This is a genomic window from Fictibacillus phosphorivorans, from assembly GCF_007673525.1.
GTDB classification, from domain to species: Bacteria; Bacillota; Bacilli; order Bacillales; family Fictibacillaceae; genus Fictibacillus; species Fictibacillus phosphorivorans_C.
The window spans coordinates 94,175-117,166 of record NZ_VDZU01000002.1 but is presented as its reverse complement, the minus strand read 5'-3'; the positions used below and the strand labels follow the sequence as shown (position 1 = coordinate 117,166).

Below are 22,992 nucleotides of genomic sequence, written 5' to 3'. Positions count from 1 at the left end.
GTTGGTAACGGTTCAGGAATCGTATTCTCATTGTGAAGAGATCATTAAAGTTCATTCTAAAACCTTTTACAAAGCATTTTCATACTTACCAGAAGACAAACGACGTGCCGTTTGGGCCGTGTACTCATTTTGCAGAACGGTAGATGATATTGTAGATGAGGGAGATAGCCCCGAGAAAGAGCTAGCTGTCTTTAAGGCAGAGTTTAATCAGTTTCTTAAAGGCGAAATTCCTGCAGCCGAACCAATGTGGATCGCATTGCAGGATGTTTTTCAAAACTTCGAGATGGATCACCAAGCCTTTTTAGATATGGTTAAAGGACAAGAAATGGATCTGTATAAGACACATTACGAGACAGTGGAAGAGCTAGAGTACTACTCGTATCACGTTGCCAGTACAGTCGGTTTGATGCTATTACCTATATTAGCTCCTGAACAAAAAGATCGGCTTCGCGAAGGAGCAATCGCACTTGGGATCGGCATGCAGTTTACGAATGTATTACGGGATATCGCGGAAGATTTAGACCGTGACAGAGTATATGTTCCATCAAAAGTAATGGCTGAACATGGTTATACAGAAGAGGATTTGAAAAATGAAGTGGTAGATGCTCGTTTTATCGCGGCATGGGAGAGTTTAGCGCTTCGTGCAGAAGTCTTTTATGCAAAATTTAATGAAACATTAGAGCATTATCCGATTGAATCTCGAATGCCTGTCCAACTAGCAGCGATCTATTATCGAGAAATTCTAAACAAAGTACGTAAGCAGCATTATAAAGTTTTTACCGGAAGAGCATTTGTGTCAAGTGCTGAAAAAGGAGAGCTGTTGAAGCAGATTGCTGTGAAATAAGCCGATTGTAAAAGAGCTGAAGAACCCAGGTGGCTGTTACCTGTGTTGTCAGCTCTTTTTGAGTTTTTAGTTTCTGTTTTAGTTGGTCAAGTTATTTGAGAGAGGGGTATAGAGCAGTGTAGTAAGAGTAGAATAATGTCGACTCGCCGATATATCTGAAAAACTCGCCGAATACTTTCGAATCTCGCCGTATTAATTCATTAATTTCTAGAATTATAGGTGAAAATTTCTAGTATTAACGGGCTTCATACCCTAGACGGTATATCCGTAAAGAGGTTACAAGTACAAACTTAGCTCATATTTAAGGAGTAAATGGACAAAGAAAGGATAATTTTTAGATAAATACTATTAAAAGGGAAAGACCATGAAAAATACTATAAAAATAGCACCATGTGCTCCTCATCGTGAAAATGACCATCTACTTTAAGTGCTTTTTCTTCATACCCGTAAGTCTTAAAGCCGAGCGAAGTGTAAAGGTTCTTTGCTTTTTCATTGTTAGCTTCAACTGTTAAGTTCAGTTTTTCAAGAACAGGTATACGTTTTGCATGTTCGATAACGGCTTTCATCAAAGAGCGACCGACACCTGCTTTACGGTTATTAGCGCTTACGTACATGGCATAAATGTTGCCGCGGTGCTGCATCTTTAAAGCTTTTTCTTGGACTAACGTTACATTGCCGATCAACTGATCTTCATCAAACATGCCGAACGTAAAACTTCCTTCTTCTTGTAATCTGCTCGCTACTTCCTTTAGTGGGTCTTTTCTTTGAATCGCTTCTTCGTAGCTTGAAGCAAACGCTTCTGGATTTGATTTTAATGCTTCAAGTCGAAGCTCCCAATAAGCTTCTGCATCTTCAGGTTTTAAAAGACGGACTTCCATACAATATCCCCCAATGTTTTTAAAAAATAGTGTACCACAAAATGGAAAGAGTATGACAGAGAAATTTAAAAACGAGCAAACTCTTCGGGCGTTTGCTCGTTTTCATTGATTTATGATAATTGTTTGGGGACTGACCCCTTCAGCAGTTCACGGGCGACATTGCGGCCGCTCATGATGACCATCGGGGAGCCGCCTCCAGGATGCGTTGTACCTCCAGCAAAGTACAGATTATGGATATCTTTAGAGCGATTAGATGGGCGGAGGAACGTGTTCTTACGTTCATTTGCTGATATACCATATAATGCCCCTCGAAAAGCTCCAAATTTTGATTTTATGTCGTGAGGGGTTATCATCTTCTCGTGAAGGATATGCGGCCGTATATGAAGACCGAACGACTCTAGACGGTCATACACTAAATATTTGTATTGCTCAAACTCATCCAGGCTTTTAGAAGAAGACGTTCGTATAGGCGGTGCGTTAACCAATATAAAAAGGTTGTCTCCTTCAGGTGAGACGGATGGATCAGTCACAGATGAATTTGAAATATAGATGGTTGGGTCATCAGGATATTCTCCGTTGAATAACATTTCGAACTCCCGTTTGTAATCATTCGAGAAATACACTTGATGATGCAATAGGTTGTCTAACCGTTTGTTTAAGCCGACTAAAAGAACAAATGCAGAAATCGAAGGAGAATAACTTTCCACTTTCTTGTTCTTCATAGAAGGTCTGTGGCGCTCTTCTACGAGTTTAGGATACGCTTCAAGTAGATCTCCGTTCATTACGACAGCATCGAACGCCACTTCATGTCCATTTGAAAGGATCAGAGATTTTGCTTCAGCTTCTGTCACGTTTATTTTTTTTACTTCTACTTCTGTATGCAAATGTACCCCTAGCTTTTCTGCTAGTCGCACCATGCTTTCGGCAATTTTTACGTTGCCGCCTTTTACGTAATAAACACCTTGAATCATCTCTAGATAAGCGATCAGAGAGAATGTAGCAGGTGCTTGAAAGGGCGATGAACCTATGTAAGTGGCATACCGGTTAAAGGTTTGCAGCAACAACGGATGCTTAAAGTATTTATGATGAAAGCTGTCCATGGATTGCAGCGGTCTCACTTTCGTAAAAGCATTAAACAGTGAGGGTGAAAGATAATCTTTCATACTTGTAAATGTTCTAGGGAAAAATTCTTTTTCTGCTAGATGATACAAACGAGTCACTTCAGAAAGATAATCGTGATAGCGCTGTGCCGCATAGGGATCAAGTTTTTTTAATTGATTCAGCACATGATCTACATCTGTCGACATCTCAAAAATTTCGCCATTGCTACCAATATTTCGAGTATGCGTATCTAATTTGATCCATTCAAAATAGTCTCTAGGATCCTCACCTGCATCCAGAAACACCTCATCAAATATTTGAGGCATCGTGATGGTGTTCGGTCCGAAATCAAACGTATGAGAACCTAAAGCTACAGGCATCAATTTACCGCCAAAATGCTCGTTTTTTTCATAGACATGAACCTCACATCCGTTACTAGCAAGTGAGATGCTTGCCGATAATCCACCGAGGCCGCCTCCGACAATTGCGATTTTTCTCATTGATAAGAACGTCCTTTCCATTCGTAGCCTTGCTTTACAAGTGCTTTCCACATAGAGGCATTCACAAGCACGACCAACCCTACTGCGGATAACGGCATAGTAAAGGCCAGATAAGCTTTTTGTCCCGTTAACAGGTCGACATATGCCTTTTGAATGACTGTAATGAAATAAGGAAGCAGCCATAATAGTTGATTAGTAAATATGCCATATATGAAAAAGAGTAAAGGAGCTATGTAAAATCCGGTATAAAAAAGAGATAAGAAAGCAACGAGAAAGAAGGAACGTCCTAATCCAGGAAACAAGTTCTTTGTAAATCCGTTCCAAACTTCTTTATTGGTCGAGTACATATAACAAGAAACATACTTCGTTACATTAGCGAGAACAACTTTATAACGCGCTCGTTTCATAGTTTTGGCTAAGTCTACATCATCAACTAATGAATCCTTAATGCTAGCATGACCGCCAATGGCATGGTAATCCTTACTCTTAAACAACATGAACGCACCGTGTGCTGCTGTTGCTGGAGGCCATTTTGTAAAGTTCGCAAAAAGAAGAGGAAGATGAAAAAGGATAACAAAATGCTGCAGAGGAACAATCAACTTCTCAAAAAAGAGAGTTACAGGAAATTTTGGAAACCCAGATAATAGACTAGCTTTTCGCTTCTTCAATAATGCGAGTGAAGTCTCGATCGTATGAGGATGAAGTCGAACGTCCGCATCGATAAACAAAAGATAATCACCTGTTGCACTTTGACTAAGCTGGTGACAGGCATGCACTTTACCTGCCCAGCCAGAAGGAAGCTCCTTCCCTTGTAAAACGCTGAAACGGCTATCGTTATCGATGTGTTTCAAAAGCGAGTTATATGTATCATCATCTGAATGATCATCAAGGATAGTAAAGGATATTTCACGATACGTGAGTCCTTTTAAAGTGCTGACGAGACCGGCTACGTTTTTCTCTTCATTCCGCATCGGTACAAAAACAGCAACCCTCTCTGAATGAGAAGCCCTGAATGAGGGCTTTTTTAGAGAGGGTAAAAAGATACTATTAAATAGGGTTGCTGCTAAAAAGAGAGTGGCAGCTGTAATAAATAGAAGTACCATGAATATCACCTTTTCCCCGGGCTGTAAGCTATATTGCGATTTAGAGAAAGTGGTTTATTGTTTATACGATATAAACTCAACAGGATGATACTAGCGAGAGTCACACCGATTGAGGCTAGATACAGCTCTGATGTTAATCCTAGTACGACAAACATACTCGTGACCATCATAAACACGGCAATCGTGCGAGAATGCCAATAAGGATGCTGAGTTGTTGCAGTTTTCTTCGTAATGTTCAATCCTGTAACTAGAGTGATATGAAAGAAGCTAGCTAAAAGAAACCAGCCAACAAAGTTTTGCAACGGTATGCCATAATAGATCCCAGACCCATCCCAGAACCAGTAACCTTTAACAAGGTATGCAACAGGATCGATTATTCCATCCATGACTACAGCAATAAGACCACCTGTAACAACATAGAGTGGTATTTTTATAGCTGTTTGACCTTTAAATGGTTTAACGATACCACCAGCGATCGCGTGAGAGACAGCAATAATCATCACCCACGCGAATCCGATGGCAATTGGTACGCCTAACCATTGTAAACCGAGCTGATCGCTATAATTATACTGACCAAAAATCAAACCGGTCTTGACCCCGATACTCTCTGCTACGATACTTCCAAACAGAACGAATAAAGTAAAAATAGCGCCAAAGTTACCGTACGTTCGATAAAAGTAAAATCCTCCAAGAACACCGCATGCGATTAAAAACACACTGTTTGCCCACTCGAGAGCAGGTGGAAGAATATCAAAAACAAGAAGTATTAATCCTACGCTATACCAAAAGATAAAGAACCGAAAAAGGACTTTATCGATGGTGCCATGCTGCTGTGCTGTTTGCAATATTACCCGATCTCCTTTGAAACATTTTTTAAATCTTCACCTATTAAATCAGCTGTCAGCTGTCCTGATAGAGTTACCATTGGAACGCCGCCGCCAGGGTGTGTAGAGCCGCCAACAAAATATAGATTGTTAAATTGGTTGCTTCTGCTTGGTATTTTAAATCCACCGTTCATCTTGCGGTCTGTTCGAATACCGTAGATGGAGCCACCGTTCGGTCCGTACAATTCTTTTAAAGTGTCAGGAGTAAACGTGTATTCCCATTCAACGTGCTGGCGCAGGTCTTTAGCTCCCATTCGCTCAAGCTTGTTCAAGACGAGCTCGCGATAGCTCTCAAGGTTGCTTTCCCATGTTTCGCCTTCTTTAAGAGGAGGCACGTGTGTGAGAACGAACCAGTTGTCTTTCCCTTCAGGTGCTTGAGTCGGATCGGTTTTTGAAGAGATTCCCACATAGACTGTAGGATCATCAGCAAGAATACCCGTGTTAAAGATTTGATCAAATTCTCTTTCCCCACTCTGAGAGAAGAAGAAGTTGTGATGTGCGAACTCGTCGTACTTTTTATCAACGCCAAGCAATAAGACAAGACCTGAAACAGTAGGTTCGTATTTACTTAGATCTTCAGCCGCTTTTTTAGCTTGCGGATGATTAGAAAGAAGAGTCTTGTATGCTGGGATCGCTTCTAAGTTAGAAACAACGATATCTGCATACATCTCTTCGCCGTTCTCAAGTTTTACCCCTTTAGCCGTAGTACCTTCTGTTAAGATTCCTACTACTTTTTGATTCGTTCGAACATCAACGTTATATTCGTTTAAAACACTTAAGATCGATTCAGCAATTTTGTACATTCCGCCTTCTACATAATAAATACCAAGTCCAAGCTGCACGTGAATCAACTGAGAAAGAACAGCTGGTGCCTGATATGGGGAGGAACCGATATACATGATGAAGAAATTAAATAGTTGTTGAAGGTGTTTGTCTTTAATGAACTTTTTCGTTGCTTGGTCCATTGATTTTACTGGATCCATCGCAAGCAGTTCTTTGAAGCTGTGAAGAGTACGCAGATCGTTCAATCCTGATAAACTTTTCTTATAGAAACTTTTCATGCTAAGTTCGTACATTTGGCTGCAATAATCTAGATACTTAAAGAATGAAGCAGCATCTTGCGGATTCACTTTATTGATTTCCTTCAGCATCTCTGGTAGGTCGCTCGTTACATCAATCACAGTGCCATCTTCAAAAAAAGTTCTCCACTGTGGCTCGATACGCTGGATGTTTATGTAATCGTGAATGTTCTTTCCAGCCGATTCAAACAGCTGTTCAAGTACCCATGGCATCGTTAAGATGGAAGGACCCGTATCAAAGGTATAGCCTTTTCCAGAACGCTGATTGAGTTTACCGCCGATACGTTCATTCTTTTCAAGTACAGTTACTTCGTGACCATCAGCTGCTAATCGAAGAGCTGCTGATAAGCCTCCAAGTCCGCCGCCTACAACTAACACTTTTTTCTTCATCAAAATCCTCCTCGGTATTGGGATTGAAAGGTTAAGGTTGTTTCTTAGCTGTTGCTGTACGACTGTTCCTCTGTATTGTATAGTTTATGTACAACCATTGTAAAATTATTGAACGCTTTTTAAACATATTCAAAAAGTGACTCTTTATTTTCAGTTCTTGACTGAATACAAAAATTCCTCTTTTTTTGAGAATTGTTTGAAAAAAGAATACAAAGCCAAAGCTGTAACTATAACTTTACTTTAAAGGAGACAGACGACATGTTTTCTACACTTTTGTATCTATCGATCATGTGGCTTTGTGGATGGTTCATGCTATGGAATATTCGCACGCTAAGTGCTAAAGGTCCTCATGAACCACATTCTGTTTCAGTTATTATTCCCGCAAGGAATGAGGAAGCAAACTTAAAAAATTTATTGCCGACATTGAGCAGCCAAAGTATAAAGCTTCATGAAGTGATCGTTGTTAACGATGATTCTGAAGATCGAACTGAAGAAGTCGCTCGGGAATTCGGTGTTACCGTTGTAAAGCCAGAACGTCTTCCAATCGGCTGGTTAGGCAAACCATGGGCATGTTGGAATGGAGCAAAACATGCTACAGGCTCTTTATTGTTATTTTTGGATGCAGATCTAGAAATTGAGATAGACGGAATTGAACGCTTGTGCGGTGAATGGGAAAGAAGCAGGGGATTGATCAGTGTTCAACCGTTTCATCAGATGAAGAGTGCCGGAGAAAAATTATCTTCGCTATTTAACATAATCGTAATGGCGGCCATGCAATGCTTTACGGTATTTCGAAAAAAAACTGCTGGAGCATTTGGTCCGTGTCTTATGGTGGACCGAGAAACGTATACAGAGATAGGTGGTCATGAAGGGATTAGACATCAAGTTCTTGAACATATGGAAATGGGCAGAGTAGCTATGAATCAAAATGTGAACGTTACTTGTTTCTCAGGATACAAGGCGGTTTATTTTCGAATGTATGCAGAAGGTCTTTCAGCACTATTTTTCGGATGGTGTAAAAGCTTCGCACTTGGTTCTGCCAAAACCCCATTCATACCCCTAGTGTTAACTGTTGCCTGGATTACCGGAGGAATAAGTCTTGCTATCCAGCTTCCATTTTTAATGGTTCAAGATGTGAGCGAAATGGTGATTTGGGGAATCTTCTATCTGCTTTATGCTATTCAGATTAAGACCTTAATGAAGAAGATTGGAACGGCTACGTTTTTTTCAGCTTTAACACACCCTGCGCACTTCTTGTTTTTTTCTGTGGTGTACATTTGGTCTTTTATTTTGAGTGTGATCAAAAAAGAAGTAAAGTGGAAAGGTAGAGAAATCTCGGTTTCTGAAAAAGGGGATGTGTAAATGCTGATTGAACTTTCTCCGTTTTGGACGGTAGTGATCAATATACTTGCCTGGCTCATCTTTCATTTAACTGTGGCTTATATCATTCATCGAATTCCTTTTTCTAATTTTACAAAAGAGAGCAGATGGGATTCAGCTTTTGGTTGGGAAAAAAGTGGAGGATGTTATGAAAAAATAGGAATACGTAAATGGAAAACCATATTGCCAGATGGTGGTGATTTTTATAAGGGAGGATTCGCGAAGAAAACACTAGAAGGAGATTCCCTAGAGTATTTATCCCGTTTTTTAGCGGAAACACGTCGCGCAGAACTAACGCATTGGCTGTCTATGCCACCAGCTCTATTGTTTTTCTTGTGGAACCCTGTTTGGATCGGCAATATCATGATCATGTACGCCGTTCTGTTTAATCTACCCTTTATATTTATTCAAAGATATAACAGGTTCAGGCTGATTCGAATCCTGGATCAAAAGAATAAAACACTGGAACGCAAGAGGAGGAAAGTTGTTGGATATTTCGAAGGACCTTACGGAAAAGCGGAAAACTGAACATATTAGAATTAGTTTGAACGAAGATGTTGAAGGTAAGAACATTACGACAGGACTTGAAAACTATCGATTCATTCCTAACGCATTGCCTGAGCTATCATTTGATGAAATTACACTTTCAACCACATTTTTAAACAAAGAGATGCGTACGCCATTTTTAATCTCTTCTATGACAGGTGGAACAGAAACTGCCTATCAAATAAATCAGCAGTTAGCGATGGCCGCTCAAGAAAAAGGATGGGCGATCGGCCTCGGATCAATGAGAGCTGCGGTTGAGAACGAGGATCTTGCTTATACGTTTCAGATTCGGAAGTATGCTCCTGATATTCCGATCATCGCAAACATTGGAGCGGTTCAGCTCAATTATGACTTTGGGATCGATCAATGTAGACAAGCAGTTGAGATGGCTGAAGCAGATATGCTTGTATTGCACTTAAACACGTTACAGGAAGTGTTTCAGCCAGAAGGCGATACGAACTTTTCTCATTTGCTATCTAAGATTGAAGAAATCGCAAATTCTCTCCATGTACCAGTCGGTGTAAAAGAAGTAGGAATGGGAATTGATGAAAAAACGGCAGACCGCCTTACATCCGCGGGTATTCAGTTCATTGATGTAGCTGGTGCAGGTGGAACATCATGGATACAAGTAGAGAGCTATCGTTCGAACGACAGCATTCGAAAAGAAGCAGCGGAAGCTTTTCTAGACTGGGGACTGCCGACTGCTGAAAGCATCCTTGCGGTCAGGAAAAATAATTTTTCCACTCCATTGATTGCAAGCGGGGGGCTCAAAAACGGTGTTGATGCGGCAAAATCAATTGCTTTAGGTGCTAATCTAGCTGGTTTTGGAAGACTACTACTGCCATCTGCTGTAGAAAATGATGTTGAGGCGCTGCTCATACAGATGGAACGCATTGAATTTGAGATGCGTGCAGCGATGTTTGGAATTGGTGCTGGTCGTATAGAAGAACTCGCACATTCAGATCGACTTATTAAGAAGGTATAAAAAAAGCGCTCCTGTAGTCAGGAACGCTTTTTGTTTACATTATTTTAAATCATCAAGTGTCTCTTCCATGTCATCAAACTGGTTTTGAACCTTTTTAGATGGATTTTTCGTTAATGAACTCACAATAAGAATTGCGATTAAGCTTAAGAAGAATCCAGGAATCATCTCATACACTTGTTCTTTAAGGTCTGGGAACTGTACCCAAGTAAGAACTGTAACAGCACCAACGATGATACCTGCTAAAGCACCCCACTTCGTCATCTTCTTCCAGAAGAGACTTAACAGAATAAGCGGTCCGAAAGCTGAACCAAATCCTGCCCATGCATAACCTACGAGGCTAAGAATGGTATCACTAGGGTTCAATGACAACAATACAGCGATTACGGCTACAATAAGTACCGCAATACGGCCGATCATAACGAGTTCCTTCTGAGAAGCATCTTTCTTTAAGAATTGCTTATAAAAGTCTTCTGTAACAGAAGAGGATGTAACTAATAACTGAGAAGAAATCGTACTCATGATTGCAGCTAGAATGGCTGCTAATAAGAAACCAGTAATTAGCGGGTGGAACAACAAGTTAGCAAATTCGATGAATACTGTTTCAGGATCTGCAAGTTCTCTTCCTTCTCTAGCAAACCAAGCAACACCAATCAATCCTGTGAGAGATGCACCGATAAGAGAGATAATCATCCAGCTCATACCGATTCTTCTTGCTGTTTTAATATCTTTTACAGATGTGATCGCCATAAAACGAACAATGATATGTGGTTGTCCAAAGTAACCGAGTCCCCAAGCTAAAAACGATATCAACCCAAGAGTGGTCAATCCTTTTGTTGCTTGAAGAAGGGATGGGTCAACCCCACGAACTGTATCGATAACTGTTTGCGTGTCACCGATATCAGTAAACGCAACGATAGGCACTAAGATTAATGCGACGAACATGATACAGCCTTGAACAAAATCCGTCCAACTTACTGCAAGGAATCCTCCAAATAGTGTATAAGCTACAACTACCCCAACCGTAATCAACATACCAGTTAGATAAGTTGTACCGAATGCACTTTCAAACAACTTACCGCCAGATACAAGTCCAGCAGATGCGTAAAGTGTGAAGAAGATAATGATTACAAGTCCAGAAACGATTCGTAGAATCTTTTGTGTATCGTTAAAACGATTTTCAAGGTAATCAGGAATGGTAATGGAATCATCTGCGACTTCAGTATACGTACGAAGACGAGGTGCTACAAGAATGTAGTTTAGATAAGCACCGATAGCGAGTCCGACAGAGATCCAAATTGAGCTGATCCCGTCAGTGAACATCGCACCTGGAATACCCATCATCATCCAACCACTCATGTCTGATGCTCCGGCTGAAAGTGCAGTAACTGCAGGACCTAATCCTCTTCCACCCAACATGTAGTCATTTAGATCAGATGTTTTTTTGTAAGCCCAATATCCGATATAAAGCATACCGGCCATGTAAATAACTAAAGAAATAATAACTCCTGTTTGCATGTAAAAATTTCTCTCCTTTTCTTTTTTCATGAAATGGGTCATGTTAGTTTGCTCAACGGATGACTTGTTTATGAAAAAGTTGGCAGGTTGTTTCTTAGAGCTTTTTATTTGCAAAAAGAGCTTGCGAGGAATAGCAGAAAAAAACTTGAAGTCAAAAGCGCGGTAAATAAACGCATTAAAAATCTTGCCGGATTAATTTAAAACCCAGCATCAACTACAAGAAAAAAGCAAAGCCGATGTGTGAATTGAAAATAGGTGGCATCCGTTTTGAGCAAAAAACGTGCCCACTTCTTTTCAGAACATGTTTTACACTATAACAAAAATTCCAAAAAGAATGCAAATCATAACCGAAAGATGCTATTCTGACAGGGTTAAGCTACAATAGAATGCAAAGACATTAGCCTAAGGAATGATATGGTTTTGAGTATTTTATTAGTTGAAAATCTATATAAAACATATGGTGAAAAAACGCTGTTTGACGATATCACTTTTTCAATCAGCGATAAGCAAAGAATCGGACTCATCGGACCGAATGGAACAGGTAAGTCCTCGTTATTAAAAGCAATAGCTGGGTTCGAACCAGCGGAACGAGGAACACTCTCTCATGCGAACACATTTCAGATTGAATATGTGGCACAAGAACCTGAACTCAATGAAGAGTTATCCGTTCTTGACCAAATTTACTTTGGTGATTCTCTCATCATGAAAACGATGCGGGAATATGAACAAGCCCTCCTCGATCTGGAATCTGATCCATCAAACGAAAAGAAACTGAAGCGTTTGATGAACAGTCAGCAAAAGATGGATGAAAATGAGGCATGGGAAGCGAACACCATCGCAAAAACGGTGCTCACAAAGCTTGGTCTTCGTGACTTTTCTCGTCAAGTGAAGCATTTGAGCGGTGGGCAAAAGAAGCGTGTGGCGATCGCAAAAGCACTCATTCAACCTGCAGATCTACTGATTTTGGACGAGCCTACAAACCATCTTGATAATGAAACGGTCGAATGGCTAGAAACGTTCTTAGGAAACTATAAAGGCGCCTTATTAATGGTTACCCATGACCGTTATTTCCTAAACCGCGTAACTAACAACATCTTTGAGCTCGATAATGGGAAACTTTATGTTTATGAGGGGAACTACGAAACGTACTTAGAGAAAAAGGCTGAACGTGAAGAAATCGCCATTCAGAACGAAGATAAGCGACAAAACACACTTCGCCGCGAATTAGCGTGGTTACGCCGTGGTGCGAAAGCGCGAACTACAAAACAGAAAGCTAGAATTCAACGAGTTGAAACTTTGCAAGAAGAAACAGGTCCTGCAGTGAAAGGCTCTGTTGAGTTTGCGATCGGATCTCAACGACTTGGTAAAAAAGTGATTGAAGTAGAAGGCTTGAGCAAAAGTTTAGATGGAAAAGAGTTAGTTAAAGACCTGGATTATTTAATTGTTCCTGGTGAACGACTTGGAATCATCGGGCCGAACGGAAGTGGAAAAACAACTTTATTAAATATGTTAGCAGGTAGAATGAGTCCTGATTCAGGTTCCGTTGAAGTAGGGGAAACGGTTAAGATCGGCTACTACACACAAGATCATGAAGAGCTCGACGGTAACTTGCGCGTAGTCGATTATATTAAAGAAACGGCACAGGTCATCACGACGGTAGATGGTCAGACGATTACGGCTGAACAGATGCTGGAACGGTTCCTGTTTCCACGCTATATGCAATATACGTATATTCGTAAGTTATCAGGCGGAGAGAAACGCCGCTTGTACATGCTAAAGGTATTAATGGAAGAGCCGAACGTGCTGTTTTTGGATGAGCCTACAAACGATTTGGACATTCAAACGTTAGGGATTTTAGAAGAGTATTTAGAAAATTTTCCTGGCGTAGTGCTGACGGTTTCCCATGACCGCTACTTTTTAGACCGTGTCGTCGATCATCTTCTCGCATTCGAAGGAAACACAGAGGTTGTAAGGTTTCAAGGCAGCTATTCGGACTATATGGACGAGAAGAAAGAACGTGATGAACGAGCCGCTGCGGTGAAGAAAGAGACTGCGTCTGTAGAAGTGACGGAAACTCCTGCACAGCATCGTAAAGAAAAGAAGAAAAAGCTGTCGTACAAAGATCAGCAAGATTGGGATACGATTGAAGAACGAATCATGAACCTTGAAGAGAAGAAGGAACAGATCGAATCGGAAATTGTCGCTGCTGGCAGTGATTTTGGCAAGATCAGCGAGCTTATGGCTGATCAGAAAAAAGTGGAGAGTGAACTTGAAGCTGCGATGGAACGATGGGAAGAGCTTTCTCTGTTAGTGGAAGAGATGAATAGTTGATTGGGTGGGCACCTCTTGCTGTTAGCAGGGGGTGTTTTTTACACTGTAAAAGCGGAGAATTTGGATGAAGACTTATAAAAATTTTTGAGGACTTATAAAATGCATTGAAGACTTATAAATTTTTTTGAAGACTTATAAATCAGTATGAGGACTTATAAAAAAATTTCTCCTTTTCATGAAAGGAAAATTAGTGACAATTGTTGAATTTTTATAAGGAAATTAAGCGTGAGGTGATGATTTGATAGTAAAAGAAAGAACAAAACCGTTAACACTTTTCAAACTAGATTCATTATTAGAAAGAATGCCTCTGAATTTCTCCAAAAAACCGGATATTTTAAGTGATAGGGCAAAATTTAATGCTGGGTTTAATGGAGAGAAGTCCCTTGATTATCATTTAAGTGATTTACCTGTAGAAAACTATTATATTTTCCACGATTTAAGGCTCCCAAGAGATAAAACGCAAAAACAATACTTCCAGCTTGATTCTCTCATCATAACTCCACACTATTGTTTAATTATAGAAGTTAAGAATTTAATAGGAAACCTGTATTTTGACCATCAATTTAACCAAGTGATTCGCACCAGAAACGGTATTGAAGAAGCGTTTCCTGATCCGATTATACAGGTTGAATTTCAAGCTTCATGTTTTAAGGAATGGCTTTCCTCCTATAAGTTTGCTGATATCCCTATCTTTTATTTGGTAGTAATAACTAATATTCACTCAGTAATTAAAATTTCTCCTTCATATAAGAAAAGTCAAAATAAAATTGTTAGAGGCAAAGACTTGATTCTGACGATTCATCGTTTGACTAAGAATTATACTCAAAATCATTTATCTCAAAAAGATATAAAGAAATTGAGTAAACTTTTAATAAAGAATCATAAACAGATAAATATTGATATTTTAAAACAATATGAGATAAAAAAAGAGGATTTAGCCACAGGAGTTATTTGCCCTAATTGTGGTAACTTACCGATGAAAAGAGCAATGAGACACTGGCTTTGTTTAACATGTTCTAATAAGAATGCTGATGCACATATAAAAGCTATTCATGATTATGGACTCTTGATAAATCCTCAAGTTAAAAATGAAGAATTACGAAACTTCTTGCATCTTAATTCCTCTACTAGCATGTATAAAATTCTCCGTGCTTTGGATTTAAAACCAAATGGCTCAAGAAAAGCCGCAACCTATACCATCCCATTACCAAAATAACTCCCAAATAAAAAACCCCCATCCAAAGATGAGGGCTAGCAAACAGATTTACTTAAAACACTTTCGTCGTCCAGCTTTCACAGTTCCAGACGTCATTTGCAACTTCTTTATAAAATTCAGGTTCATGGGAAATCAACAGTACACTGCCTTTGAAAGCCTTCAATGCACGCATTAACTCGTCTTTTGCTTCTACGTCTAAGTGGTTTGTTGGCTCATCGAGAACAAGAACATTGTTTTCGTGGTTGATTAGCTTACATAGACGAACCTTCGCCTTTTCACCACCACTTAGTACTTCAACTTTACTCTCGATGTGTTTAGTCGTTAGGCCACACTTCGCGAGAGCAGCACGAACCTCATGATGTGAGAAACCAGGAAATTCACTCCAGATTTCATCGATACATGTATTATAGTTCGCTGACTTCACTTCTTGCTCGAAATAACCGATCTCTAGGTTTTCACCGCGCTCAACGGAACCTGAAACAGGGGTGATCTCACCAAGGATGCTGCGAAGTAAAGTTGTTTTACCGATACCGTTCGCACCGACTAAAGCAATTTTTTGACCGCGTTCCATACGCAGGTTCAACGGTTTAGAAAGTGGTTCGTCATATCCGATAACAAGATCTTTCGTTTCAAAGATCAGTTTGCTTGGTGTGCGCGCTTCTTTAAAATTGAACTCCGGCTTTGGTTTTTCTTTAGCGAGTTCAATAACATCCATCTTATCAAGTTTCTTTTGTCGGGACATGGCCATGTTTCGAGTGGAAACACGTGCTTTGTTACGTGCAACGAAATCCTTCAATCCGGCAATCTCTTGCTGTTGACGTTTAAATGCTGCTTCCAACTGAGATTTTTTCATCTCATGGACAGATTTAAAGTGGTCGTAATCTCCAACATAACGGTTTAACTCTTGATTTTCCATGTGATAGATTAAGTTGATAACGCTGTTTAAGAAAGGAATATCATGCGAGATTAAGATGAACGCATTTTCGTACTCCTGCAGATAGCGTTTCAGCCACTCGATATGCTGTTCATCCAGATAGTTTGTCGGCTCATCCAGCAATAAGATCTCTGGCTTTTCTAATAAAAGCTTAGCAAGCAATACTTTCGTACGCTGCCCACCACTTAGATCGTGTACGTCACGGTCTAAACCGATATCATCAAGACCAAGTCCACGCGCGATCTCTTCAACTTTTGCATCGATCACGTAAAAGTCGTTGTTCGTTAATGTATCTTGAATGACACCAACATCTTCAAGCATCTTTTCAAGCTCTTCAGGTGTCGCTTCACCCATTTTTTCGTACATGCTGTTCATTTCGTTTTCCATATCAAGCAAGTATTGAAACGCGCTCTTCAACACATCGCGGATCGACATGCCTTTTTGTAGGACCGTGTGCTGATCAAGATAGCCGACACGTACCTTTTTAGCCCATTCTACTTTACCTTCATCAGGCTTTAGTTTGCCTGTAATAATATTCATAAATGTTGATTTACCTTCACCATTAGCACCGATCAATCCGATGTGCTCACCTTTAAGCAGGCGGAAGGAAACATCATTAAATATGGCACGATCGCCAAAACCATGGCTTAAGCCTTGCACCGTTAAAATACTCATCTATATAACACCTTTTCTGTCAGTAATTTGTACCCTCTTGATTATAGTATTGAATGGGGAAGGAACTCAATAGGTGCATACGTAATCTTAAAAAAGAAAAAGCACCCATGGAAGATTTTCCAAGAGTGCCATGATCGTCATCTATTCTTGCTCACCAGTTCGGTTCTTAAATGCTTCTTTTGTTGCAAGGTTCACTGAATCTGTTTCATCCGACTTTTCAACCAATCGATTCTGAAGGGTATTATCAGGAAATCTTCCCGGATGACCTTGTTTTTTATGTTCGAACGATTTTCCGCGTGCCATATTTTTCACTCCTCAATCTCTTTAAAGTTTATTTTGCCCACATACAGATGTATTTATGAATCATTTCATCATGGATATGACACCGTCGAGATTCATTCTAGTACCAAGTCATAAGAATTTGTTACAAAAACAAGCATATCTTAGTTTTAAGTTGAATATATCTGTATCACAACTAAATATTTCACCTGTGACTACGGCATAAACACACTAATGATGGGCTTACTCTTATTAAAAGCTTGTCTTTTTTTGTGTGAGGAGGTGGCAGCCAAAAAACGTTCTACTGGTAATCCCTACTTGACAGATGGGTTTAATTGTATTAATTTAATTTAGTTAACTAAAGGGGGGCTTGTAGGTGACTACTGGTTTAGTTTTATCGAATATTGCAATTATGCTTATACTATTGGGTGTTTTGTATTACATGCAAAAAAAGCACGTTTCATTCTCTAAGCGTGTTTTTACGGGTCTTGGTCTAGGGATTTTGTTCGGACTTGGACTTCAGTACGGGTATGGAGCTGACTCTGAGGTAGCAGCTAAATCGACTGACTGGTTCAATCTAGTCGGCGGTGGTTATGTAACGTTCTTAAAAATGATCGTTGTTCCACTCGTATTTATTTCGATCCTTTCAGCGTTTACGCGTCTGAACTTAAAAGGTAACATCGGAAAACTTAGTGGATTGATCATAGGAATCTTAATAGGTACAACTGCAATTGCCGCGGTTGTCGGAATTGCAACTTCAACAGTTTTTGATCTCGAAGCTGTTCAGATCGAGCAAGGAGATGCAGAAACAGCGCGCGGTGAGCAGATGGAAGGAACGTTTGCTGAAGTGAAAGATCTTACGCTTCCACAACAGGTTCTTTCATTATTACCAGCTAACCCATTCTTAGATTTCACAGGAGCTCGTCCGACCTCGACGATCGCTGTCGTTATCTTTGCTGCATTCTTGGGCGTGGCTTATCTTGGAGTCAAACGCAAGCAAGAGGAGCATGCAGAGCTTTTTGCTAAAATTGTTGATGCGTTTTATGCAGTCATCATGCGAGTAGTAACGTTGATTCTTCGTCTAACTCCATATGGGGTTCTCGCTCTAATGACGAAAACAGTTGCACTAAGTGATATGGATGCAATCGCAAAACTCGGTAAGTTCGTAATTGCTTCATATGTAGCATTGCTGATCATGTTCGGAATTCACTTGTTGCTTTTAACATTTGCAGGTTTGAATCCAATTACTTATATGAAGAAATCATTCCCGGTATTATCCTTTGCTTTCACATCTCGTACGAGTGCAGGCGCACTTCCTTTAAATATTCGTACGCAAAAGAGCATGGGTGTACCTGACGGAATCGCAAACTTCTCAGGTTCATTCGGTCTTTCGATCGGACAAAACGGATGTGCTGGAATTTATCCGGCGATGCTTGCGGTCATGATCGCTCCAACAGTCGGAATCGATCCGTTGTCTCCATCGTTCTTGTTGACGCTGGTGGTAGTTGTAGCACTAAGTTCATTTGGTGTAGCAGGTGTTGGAGGCGGAGCGACGTTTGCGGCGATCCTGGTACTTTCCGCAATGGATCTTCCTATCGCTTTAGCAGGTCTATTGATCTCTGTTGAGCCATTAATCGACATGGGTCGTACCGCTGTTAACGTAAGTGGTTCGATGACTTCTGGACTTTTAACAAGTAAGGTGCAGAATCAGCTCGATACGAATGTTTATAATGATACCGAAAATCAAGTTGAAGTAAGCGCATAAAAGTAAAATAATAACGATCTTGTCTTATACAGGCAAGGTCGTTTTTTATTTGAAAAAATTACATAGGCAGGTGTATGTTGGTTGGTTTTAGGGTAAAAAGTAAAAACTGAACTTTTAAAAAGCTCAAGACTGTTTACCAATGGAAGAAGTCTCTTCCAAAATCGTGAACATTCTATGTCGAAACTGTGATAAAGTTGTGAGCTTTATTTGAAGTAATCGTGACATTTGTTGTGGATAGAGTCACATTTATTAGGATTCTGGTACTATGAAAGCAAAGGTTTTTGTCATTTAAATTTTTGCCTATGTTTTAAATTGTGATTTAATTCACAATGCTCTATAATCACTCTTGGTTCGTTTTTTATTAGGCAAAAGTAAATGCTTGTAAATAGAGAAAGGAAGGTGGACCTGGTGATGCGACGGTTTAAGCCGTTTTTTACATTCGGGTTATTGATGGCCGTATTTATGCTTAGCGGCTGCAGCGATATGATTGTTTTAGATCCAAAAGGACCTGTAGGAGCAGAACAGAGGGATCTGATCATGTATTCCATCTGGTTTATGTTATTTATCCTAATAGTTGTTTACGCACTTACTGCTTTTATTGTTTATAAATATCGTGATCGCAAAAACCATAAAGGCTATGATCCTGATAATGAAGGAAGTCATCTTCTTGAAACGATTTGGTGGATCATTCCTATCATCATCGTTATTGCATTAGCGATTCCAACGGTAAAGAGTATCTATTCTCTTGAAGGACCTCCTGAAAAGTCAAAAGATCAAAAGCCATTGGTGATCCATGCAACATCTGTAAACTGGAAATGGGTGTTTTCATATCCAGAGCAAGATATTGAAACAGTTAACTATCTTCATATTCCTGAAGATCGACCTGTTTTGTTCAAGCTGACTTCAGCTGATTCGATGGCATCGTTCTGGGTACCTCAATTAGGTGGTCAGAAATATGCGATGGCTGGCATGGAGACAGAGCTTTACCTGCAAGCTGACGAGCAAGGGACGTATGAAGGACGTAACTCCAACTTTACTGGTGAAGGATTTACTAATCATACGTTTGATGTGATGGCAATGTCCGATGCAGAGTTCGAAAAATGGGCGAGCGAAACAAAAGCTGATGCTCCTGAGCTTTCGAAGGGGCAGTATGACAAGCTGATGCTTCCTGGTCATGTGAAAGAAATGACTTTCTCTTCTACTCACTTAGATTGGGTAGACCATGCTACAAACGCTGAATACGCGTTAGATGCTCGCGAACGTTTGGGTTATGAAGAGAAGATTCCTCACTCAAGAGCAGCGAAGGAAGAAAAGAAGAAGCGTGAAGAAGAGATGAAGAAGCTAGAAGAATCTGAATCAGAGTCTCATGGGGATTCTCATGCCCATTAACAGAGGAGGCATTTCAATATGAAATGGGATGAATTTTTCGTAACAGGCGACCCGATGATTTATGGTGCTGACGTATCCATCGTACTAACGATGGTGGGTATCCTGTTCTATCTTACTAAATATAAAAAATGGAAATGGTTGTGGGACGAATGGCTTACAACAGTTGACCATAAAAAACTAGGTATCATGTATATCGTTTCCGCTGTATTGATGCTGTTCCGCGGTGGGGTAGATGCCCTCTTAATGCGTACACAGCTAGCGGTTCCAGAGGCTAAGTTCCTCGATTCACAGCACTATAACGAAATTTTTACAACACACGGTACGATCATGATCATCTTCATGGCGATGCCGTTCTTGATTGGTTTGATTAACGTTGTTGTTCCATTACAAATTGGAGCTCGTGACGTAGCTTATCCATATTTAAACGCAGTTAGTTTCTGGACGTTCTTTATTGGTGCGATGTTGTTCAACATCTCATTCGTTATCGGTGGATCTCCATCAGCAGGCTGGACGAGTTACATGCCGCTTGCGAGTAACGAGCTCAGTCCAGGACCTGGACAGAACTATTATCTGCTCGGTCTACAGATTGCAGGTATTGGTACGCTCTTAACGGGTATTAACTTCTTAGTTACGATTCTTAAGATGCGTGCGCCGGGAATGACATTGTTCCGTATGCCAATGTTCACTTGGTCATCACTTGTAACAATGGTTATCATTATTTTCGCTTTCCCGATTCTTACTGTTGCACTAGCACTTATGACATTTGACCGTTTATTCGGCAGCCATTTCTTCACTCTTCAAGGAGCAGGAATGGATATGCTTTGGGCGAACCTTTTCTGGCTATGGGGTCACCCAGAGGTATATATCGTAATACTGCCGGCATTCGGTATGTTCTCAGAGATTATCTCTACGTTCTCTAGAAAAACGCTATTTGGTTACAAAGCCATGATCTGGTCTATGCTTTTAATCGCAGGATACAGTTTCTTGGTTTGGGTCCATCACTTCTTTACGATGGGTTCAGGAGCACTTGTTAACTCTGTATTCTCCATCACAACGATGGCGATCGGTATACCGACCGGGGTTAAGATCTTTAACTGGTTGTTTACGATGTACAGAGGTAAGATTCAATTTACGACGCCGATGCTTTGGTCACTCGGATTTATCGTGAACTTCGTAATCGGTGGGGTTACAGGTGTCATGCTAGCCATGGCAGCAGCTGACTATCAGTACCACAACACATACTTCCTAGTATCTCACTTCCACTATGTGTTGATCGCAGGTACAGTATTTGCTTGTTTCGCTGGTTTGATCTACTGGTATCCGAAGATGTTTGGTTACAAGCTGAACGAACGTATCGGTAAATGGGTTTTCTGGGTATTCACAATCGGATTTAACGTATGTTTCTTCCCACAATACTTCCTTGGTCTAGACGGTATGCCTCGTCGTGTTTACACGTACAGCGAAGAGTCTGGCTGGGGTCCATTGAACATGGTATCTACGATCGGTGGATTCATGATGGGGATCGCATTCTTAATCCTTGTTTACAACATGTACTACAGCTTCCGTTACGCGAAGCGTGAAACAACTGGAGATGCTTGGGATGGCCGTACTTTAGAATGGTCTACGCCTACAGCAATGCCTCCATTCTATAACTTTGCTAAGATTCCTGAAGTAACAGGTCTTGATCACTTCTGGAGACAGAAGCAAGCTGGAAAAGTTGAGAAGTTAAAAGTTGAAGATATTAAACCGATTCATATGCCAAGTAACTCTGGTGTTCCATTCATCATGGCATCCTTCTTCTTTGTTGCCGGATTCGGAATGGTGTTCGACTGGATGTGGATGGCGATCGCTGGAATGATCGGTGTGTTTGCAACATTGTTCTATCGTTCATTCGAGTATGATGATGGTTATTATGTAAGTGTTGAAGAAGTAATCGAAACAGAAAAGATTTCTAAATAAGGAGGCGTGAAAAAATGGCACATGCAGAAACACACGACCCCAACACGCCTTTAGAGTATCGTTCGGAGACTGGGCGTTTAAATATTCTCGGTTTCTGGATTTTCCTCGGGGCAGAAATCGCGTTGTTCGCGACATTATTTGCAACTTATATGGTTTTAGAACATCGTATCGCTGATGGTCCATCACCTGGTGAGCTATTTGAAGTAAAGAGTTTGTTAATCCAAACGTTCTTGCTCTTAACAAGTAGTTTTACCTGTGGACTTGCGGTTCATGAGATGCGCCGTCAAAATGTAAAAGGTTTGATCACTTGGATGGCCATCACTTTAGGTCTTGGTCTTGGATTCCTTTATTTTGAGATTGAAGAGTTCTTACACTTCATTCACGAAGGTGCTAATATCGGTACAAGTGCAGCATGGTCAGGGTTCTTCGTTCTTGTAGGTACTCACGGTGCTCACGTAACGTTCGGTATCTTCTGGGTAACGATGGTCTTGATTCAAGTAGCTAAGCGCGGTCTAACGCCAGCTACATCTGCAAAAGTTTTCATCACCAGTCTATACTGGCACTTCTTAGACGTAGTGTGGATCTTTATCTTCACAGCCGTTTATCTGATGGGGATGGTGATGCATAATGGCTAATAAAACTGTAGCTAATGAACACCACGGCTTTCCGTGGAAACATTTAATCGGTTTTGTGTTATCCATCGTGCTAACACTATTCGCACTTTGGATTGCGCTTGAAACAGATCTATCAATGACTTGGATTTTAATTATCATTTTCGGTTTTGCTTTCCTACAAGCTGCTCTTCAGCTCTTGATGTTCATGCACGTAACAGAGAACTCGACGAAGAGTAACTTAACGAGCCGTGTACAGATCGGTAACATCCTATTTGCAGCATTCGTTGCGATTGTTATCGTAATCGGTTCTGTTTGGGTAATGGCAGCAGGTCACGCGAAGCATGATAAGCACCAGCACTCACCGAAGACTGAAAACCATGAGAATCATGGTGGAGGTAGTGAGCATGATTCGGGTGAACATGGGAGTCATGAATAATAATTAAACATTTGAAAGCCTCTTGCTAGGGATTATTTCTTTAGCAAGAGGCTTTTTTGAGGTACTTAAGGAAGCAAAGAATGGAGTGGTAGGGGCGCGAGTATGAAATACGAGCGCCATATGAAAAATACGAGCGCCATATGAAAAATACGAGCGCCATATGAAAAATACGAGCGCCATATGAAAAAT

General features: G+C 40.5%; 20 protein-coding genes. 11 read left to right on the top strand and 9 right to left on the bottom strand.

Going from position 1 to position 22,992, the window contains the following annotated elements; all coding sequences use genetic code 11:
• The first annotated feature begins 1 nt into the window (after position 1).
• On the top strand, positions 2-844 hold the full coding sequence (locus FS458_RS18195) for a phytoene/squalene synthase family protein (RefSeq protein ID WP_144704107.1): 843 nt from the start codon (positions 2-4) through the stop codon (positions 842-844).
• Between the two features lie 374 nt (positions 845-1,218).
• Here the strand turns inward: FS458_RS18195 and FS458_RS18190 are convergent, their stop codons facing one another.
• The 5 genes from FS458_RS18190 to FS458_RS18170 all read right to left on the bottom strand — a co-directional run bounded on the left by FS458_RS18190 (position 1,219) and on the right by FS458_RS18170 (position 6,779).
• Complete coding sequence (locus tag FS458_RS18190; protein WP_144704104.1) at positions 1,219-1,722, bottom strand: GNAT family N-acetyltransferase; 504 nt, start codon at positions 1,720-1,722, stop codon at positions 1,219-1,221.
• Between the two features lie 110 nt (positions 1,723-1,832).
• Entirely contained in the window at positions 1,833-3,323 is a 1,491-nt protein-coding gene (locus FS458_RS18185) for a phytoene desaturase family protein (protein ID WP_144704102.1), read from the bottom strand.
• A complete protein-coding gene (locus FS458_RS18180) occupies positions 3,320-4,426 on the bottom strand; it encodes a glycosyltransferase (protein ID WP_144704099.1) in 1,107 nt (368 codons plus the stop codon). The genes FS458_RS18185 and FS458_RS18180 overlap by 4 nt, the downstream gene beginning before the upstream one ends.
• Before the next feature lie 5 nt (positions 4,427-4,431).
• Positions 4,432-5,271: a carotenoid biosynthesis protein gene (locus tag FS458_RS18175; protein ID WP_186320648.1), complete on the bottom strand. Its 840-nt coding sequence runs from the start codon at positions 5,269-5,271 to the stop codon at positions 4,432-4,434.
• A gap of 2 nt (positions 5,272-5,273) precedes the next feature.
• Positions 5,274-6,779 carry a phytoene desaturase family protein gene (locus FS458_RS18170; protein ID WP_144704093.1) on the bottom strand — a complete coding sequence of 502 codons (1,506 nt, stop codon included), beginning with the start codon at positions 6,777-6,779 and terminating at the stop codon, positions 5,274-5,276.
• Between the two features lie 258 nt (positions 6,780-7,037).
• Between FS458_RS18170 and FS458_RS18165 the strand changes: the two genes are divergently transcribed.
• The 3 genes from FS458_RS18165 to fni are packed head-to-tail and all read left to right on the top strand — an operon-like array spanning position 7,038 to position 9,690.
• Positions 7,038-8,141 carry a glycosyltransferase gene (locus FS458_RS18165; protein WP_144704090.1) on the top strand — a complete coding sequence of 368 codons (1,104 nt, stop codon included), beginning with the start codon at positions 7,038-7,040 and terminating at the stop codon, positions 8,139-8,141.
• Positions 8,142-8,687, top strand: coding sequence for a glycosyl-4,4'-diaponeurosporenoate acyltransferase (locus FS458_RS18160; RefSeq protein WP_186320647.1), 546 nt, complete (start codon positions 8,142-8,144; stop codon positions 8,685-8,687). It abuts the gene before it with no gap.
• Entirely contained in the window at positions 8,647-9,690 is a 1,044-nt protein-coding gene (fni, locus tag FS458_RS18155; protein ID WP_313957542.1) for a type 2 isopentenyl-diphosphate Delta-isomerase, read from the top strand. The genes FS458_RS18160 and fni overlap by 41 nt, the downstream gene beginning before the upstream one ends.
• A 39-nt stretch (positions 9,691-9,729) precedes the next feature.
• On the opposite strand, the gene putP is transcribed toward fni, so the two are convergent.
• Complete coding sequence (gene putP / locus FS458_RS18150) at positions 9,730-11,205, bottom strand: sodium/proline symporter PutP (RefSeq protein WP_144704084.1); 1,476 nt, start codon at positions 11,203-11,205, stop codon at positions 9,730-9,732.
• A gap of 420 nt (positions 11,206-11,625) precedes the next feature.
• Between putP and FS458_RS18145 the strand changes: the two genes are divergently transcribed.
• Both FS458_RS18145 and FS458_RS18140 read left to right on the top strand, forming a co-directional pair.
• Positions 11,626-13,536 carry an ABC-F family ATP-binding cassette domain-containing protein gene (locus FS458_RS18145; protein ID WP_144704080.1) on the top strand — a complete coding sequence of 637 codons (1,911 nt, stop codon included), beginning with the start codon at positions 11,626-11,628 and terminating at the stop codon, positions 13,534-13,536.
• 238 nt (positions 13,537-13,774) lie between these two features.
• Positions 13,775-14,752: a nuclease-related domain-containing protein gene (locus FS458_RS18140; RefSeq protein WP_144704077.1), complete on the top strand. Its 978-nt coding sequence runs from the start codon at positions 13,775-13,777 to the stop codon at positions 14,750-14,752.
• A 52-nt stretch (positions 14,753-14,804) separates the two neighbouring features.
• Here FS458_RS18140 and FS458_RS18135 read toward each other — a convergent pair whose 3' ends face one another.
• Together FS458_RS18135 and FS458_RS20855 are read right to left on the bottom strand one after the other, a co-directional pair.
• Complete coding sequence (locus FS458_RS18135) at positions 14,805-16,361, bottom strand: ABC-F family ATP-binding cassette domain-containing protein (RefSeq protein WP_144704074.1); 1,557 nt, start codon at positions 16,359-16,361, stop codon at positions 14,805-14,807.
• Between the two features lie 141 nt (positions 16,362-16,502).
• A complete protein-coding gene (locus FS458_RS20855) occupies positions 16,503-16,664 on the bottom strand; it encodes a hypothetical protein (RefSeq protein ID WP_186320646.1) in 162 nt (53 codons plus the stop codon).
• Positions 16,665-17,052: 388 nt separating this feature from the next.
• Between FS458_RS20855 and FS458_RS18130 the strand changes: the two genes are divergently transcribed.
• From FS458_RS18130 to qoxD, 5 genes are all read left to right on the top strand, one after another.
• On the top strand, positions 17,053-18,405 hold the full coding sequence (locus FS458_RS18130) for an L-cystine transporter (protein ID WP_186320657.1): 1,353 nt from the start codon (positions 17,053-17,055) through the stop codon (positions 18,403-18,405).
• 408 nt (positions 18,406-18,813) lie between these two features.
• The gene (gene qoxA / locus FS458_RS18125; RefSeq protein WP_370630126.1) at positions 18,814-19,794 is read left to right on the top strand and encodes a cytochrome aa3 quinol oxidase subunit II; all 981 of its coding nucleotides are present in this window, start codon (positions 18,814-18,816) and stop codon (positions 19,792-19,794) included.
• Between the two features lie 18 nt (positions 19,795-19,812).
• Entirely contained in the window at positions 19,813-21,753 is a 1,941-nt protein-coding gene (gene qoxB / locus FS458_RS18120; protein ID WP_144704065.1) for a cytochrome aa3 quinol oxidase subunit I, read from the top strand.
• 14 nt (positions 21,754-21,767) lie between these two features.
• On the top strand, positions 21,768-22,388 hold the full coding sequence (gene qoxC, locus FS458_RS18115; RefSeq protein WP_144704062.1) for a cytochrome aa3 quinol oxidase subunit III: 621 nt from the start codon (positions 21,768-21,770) through the stop codon (positions 22,386-22,388).
• Positions 22,381-22,803, top strand: coding sequence for a cytochrome aa3 quinol oxidase subunit IV (gene qoxD, locus FS458_RS18110; RefSeq protein ID WP_144704059.1), 423 nt, complete (start codon positions 22,381-22,383; stop codon positions 22,801-22,803). The genes qoxC and qoxD overlap by 8 nt, the downstream gene beginning before the upstream one ends.
• Before the next feature lie 3 nt (positions 22,804-22,806).
• Here the strand turns inward: qoxD and FS458_RS20900 are convergent.
• The coding region (locus tag FS458_RS20900) for a hypothetical protein (protein ID WP_222122240.1) at positions 22,807-22,992 on the bottom strand (186 nt) is incomplete at its 5' end.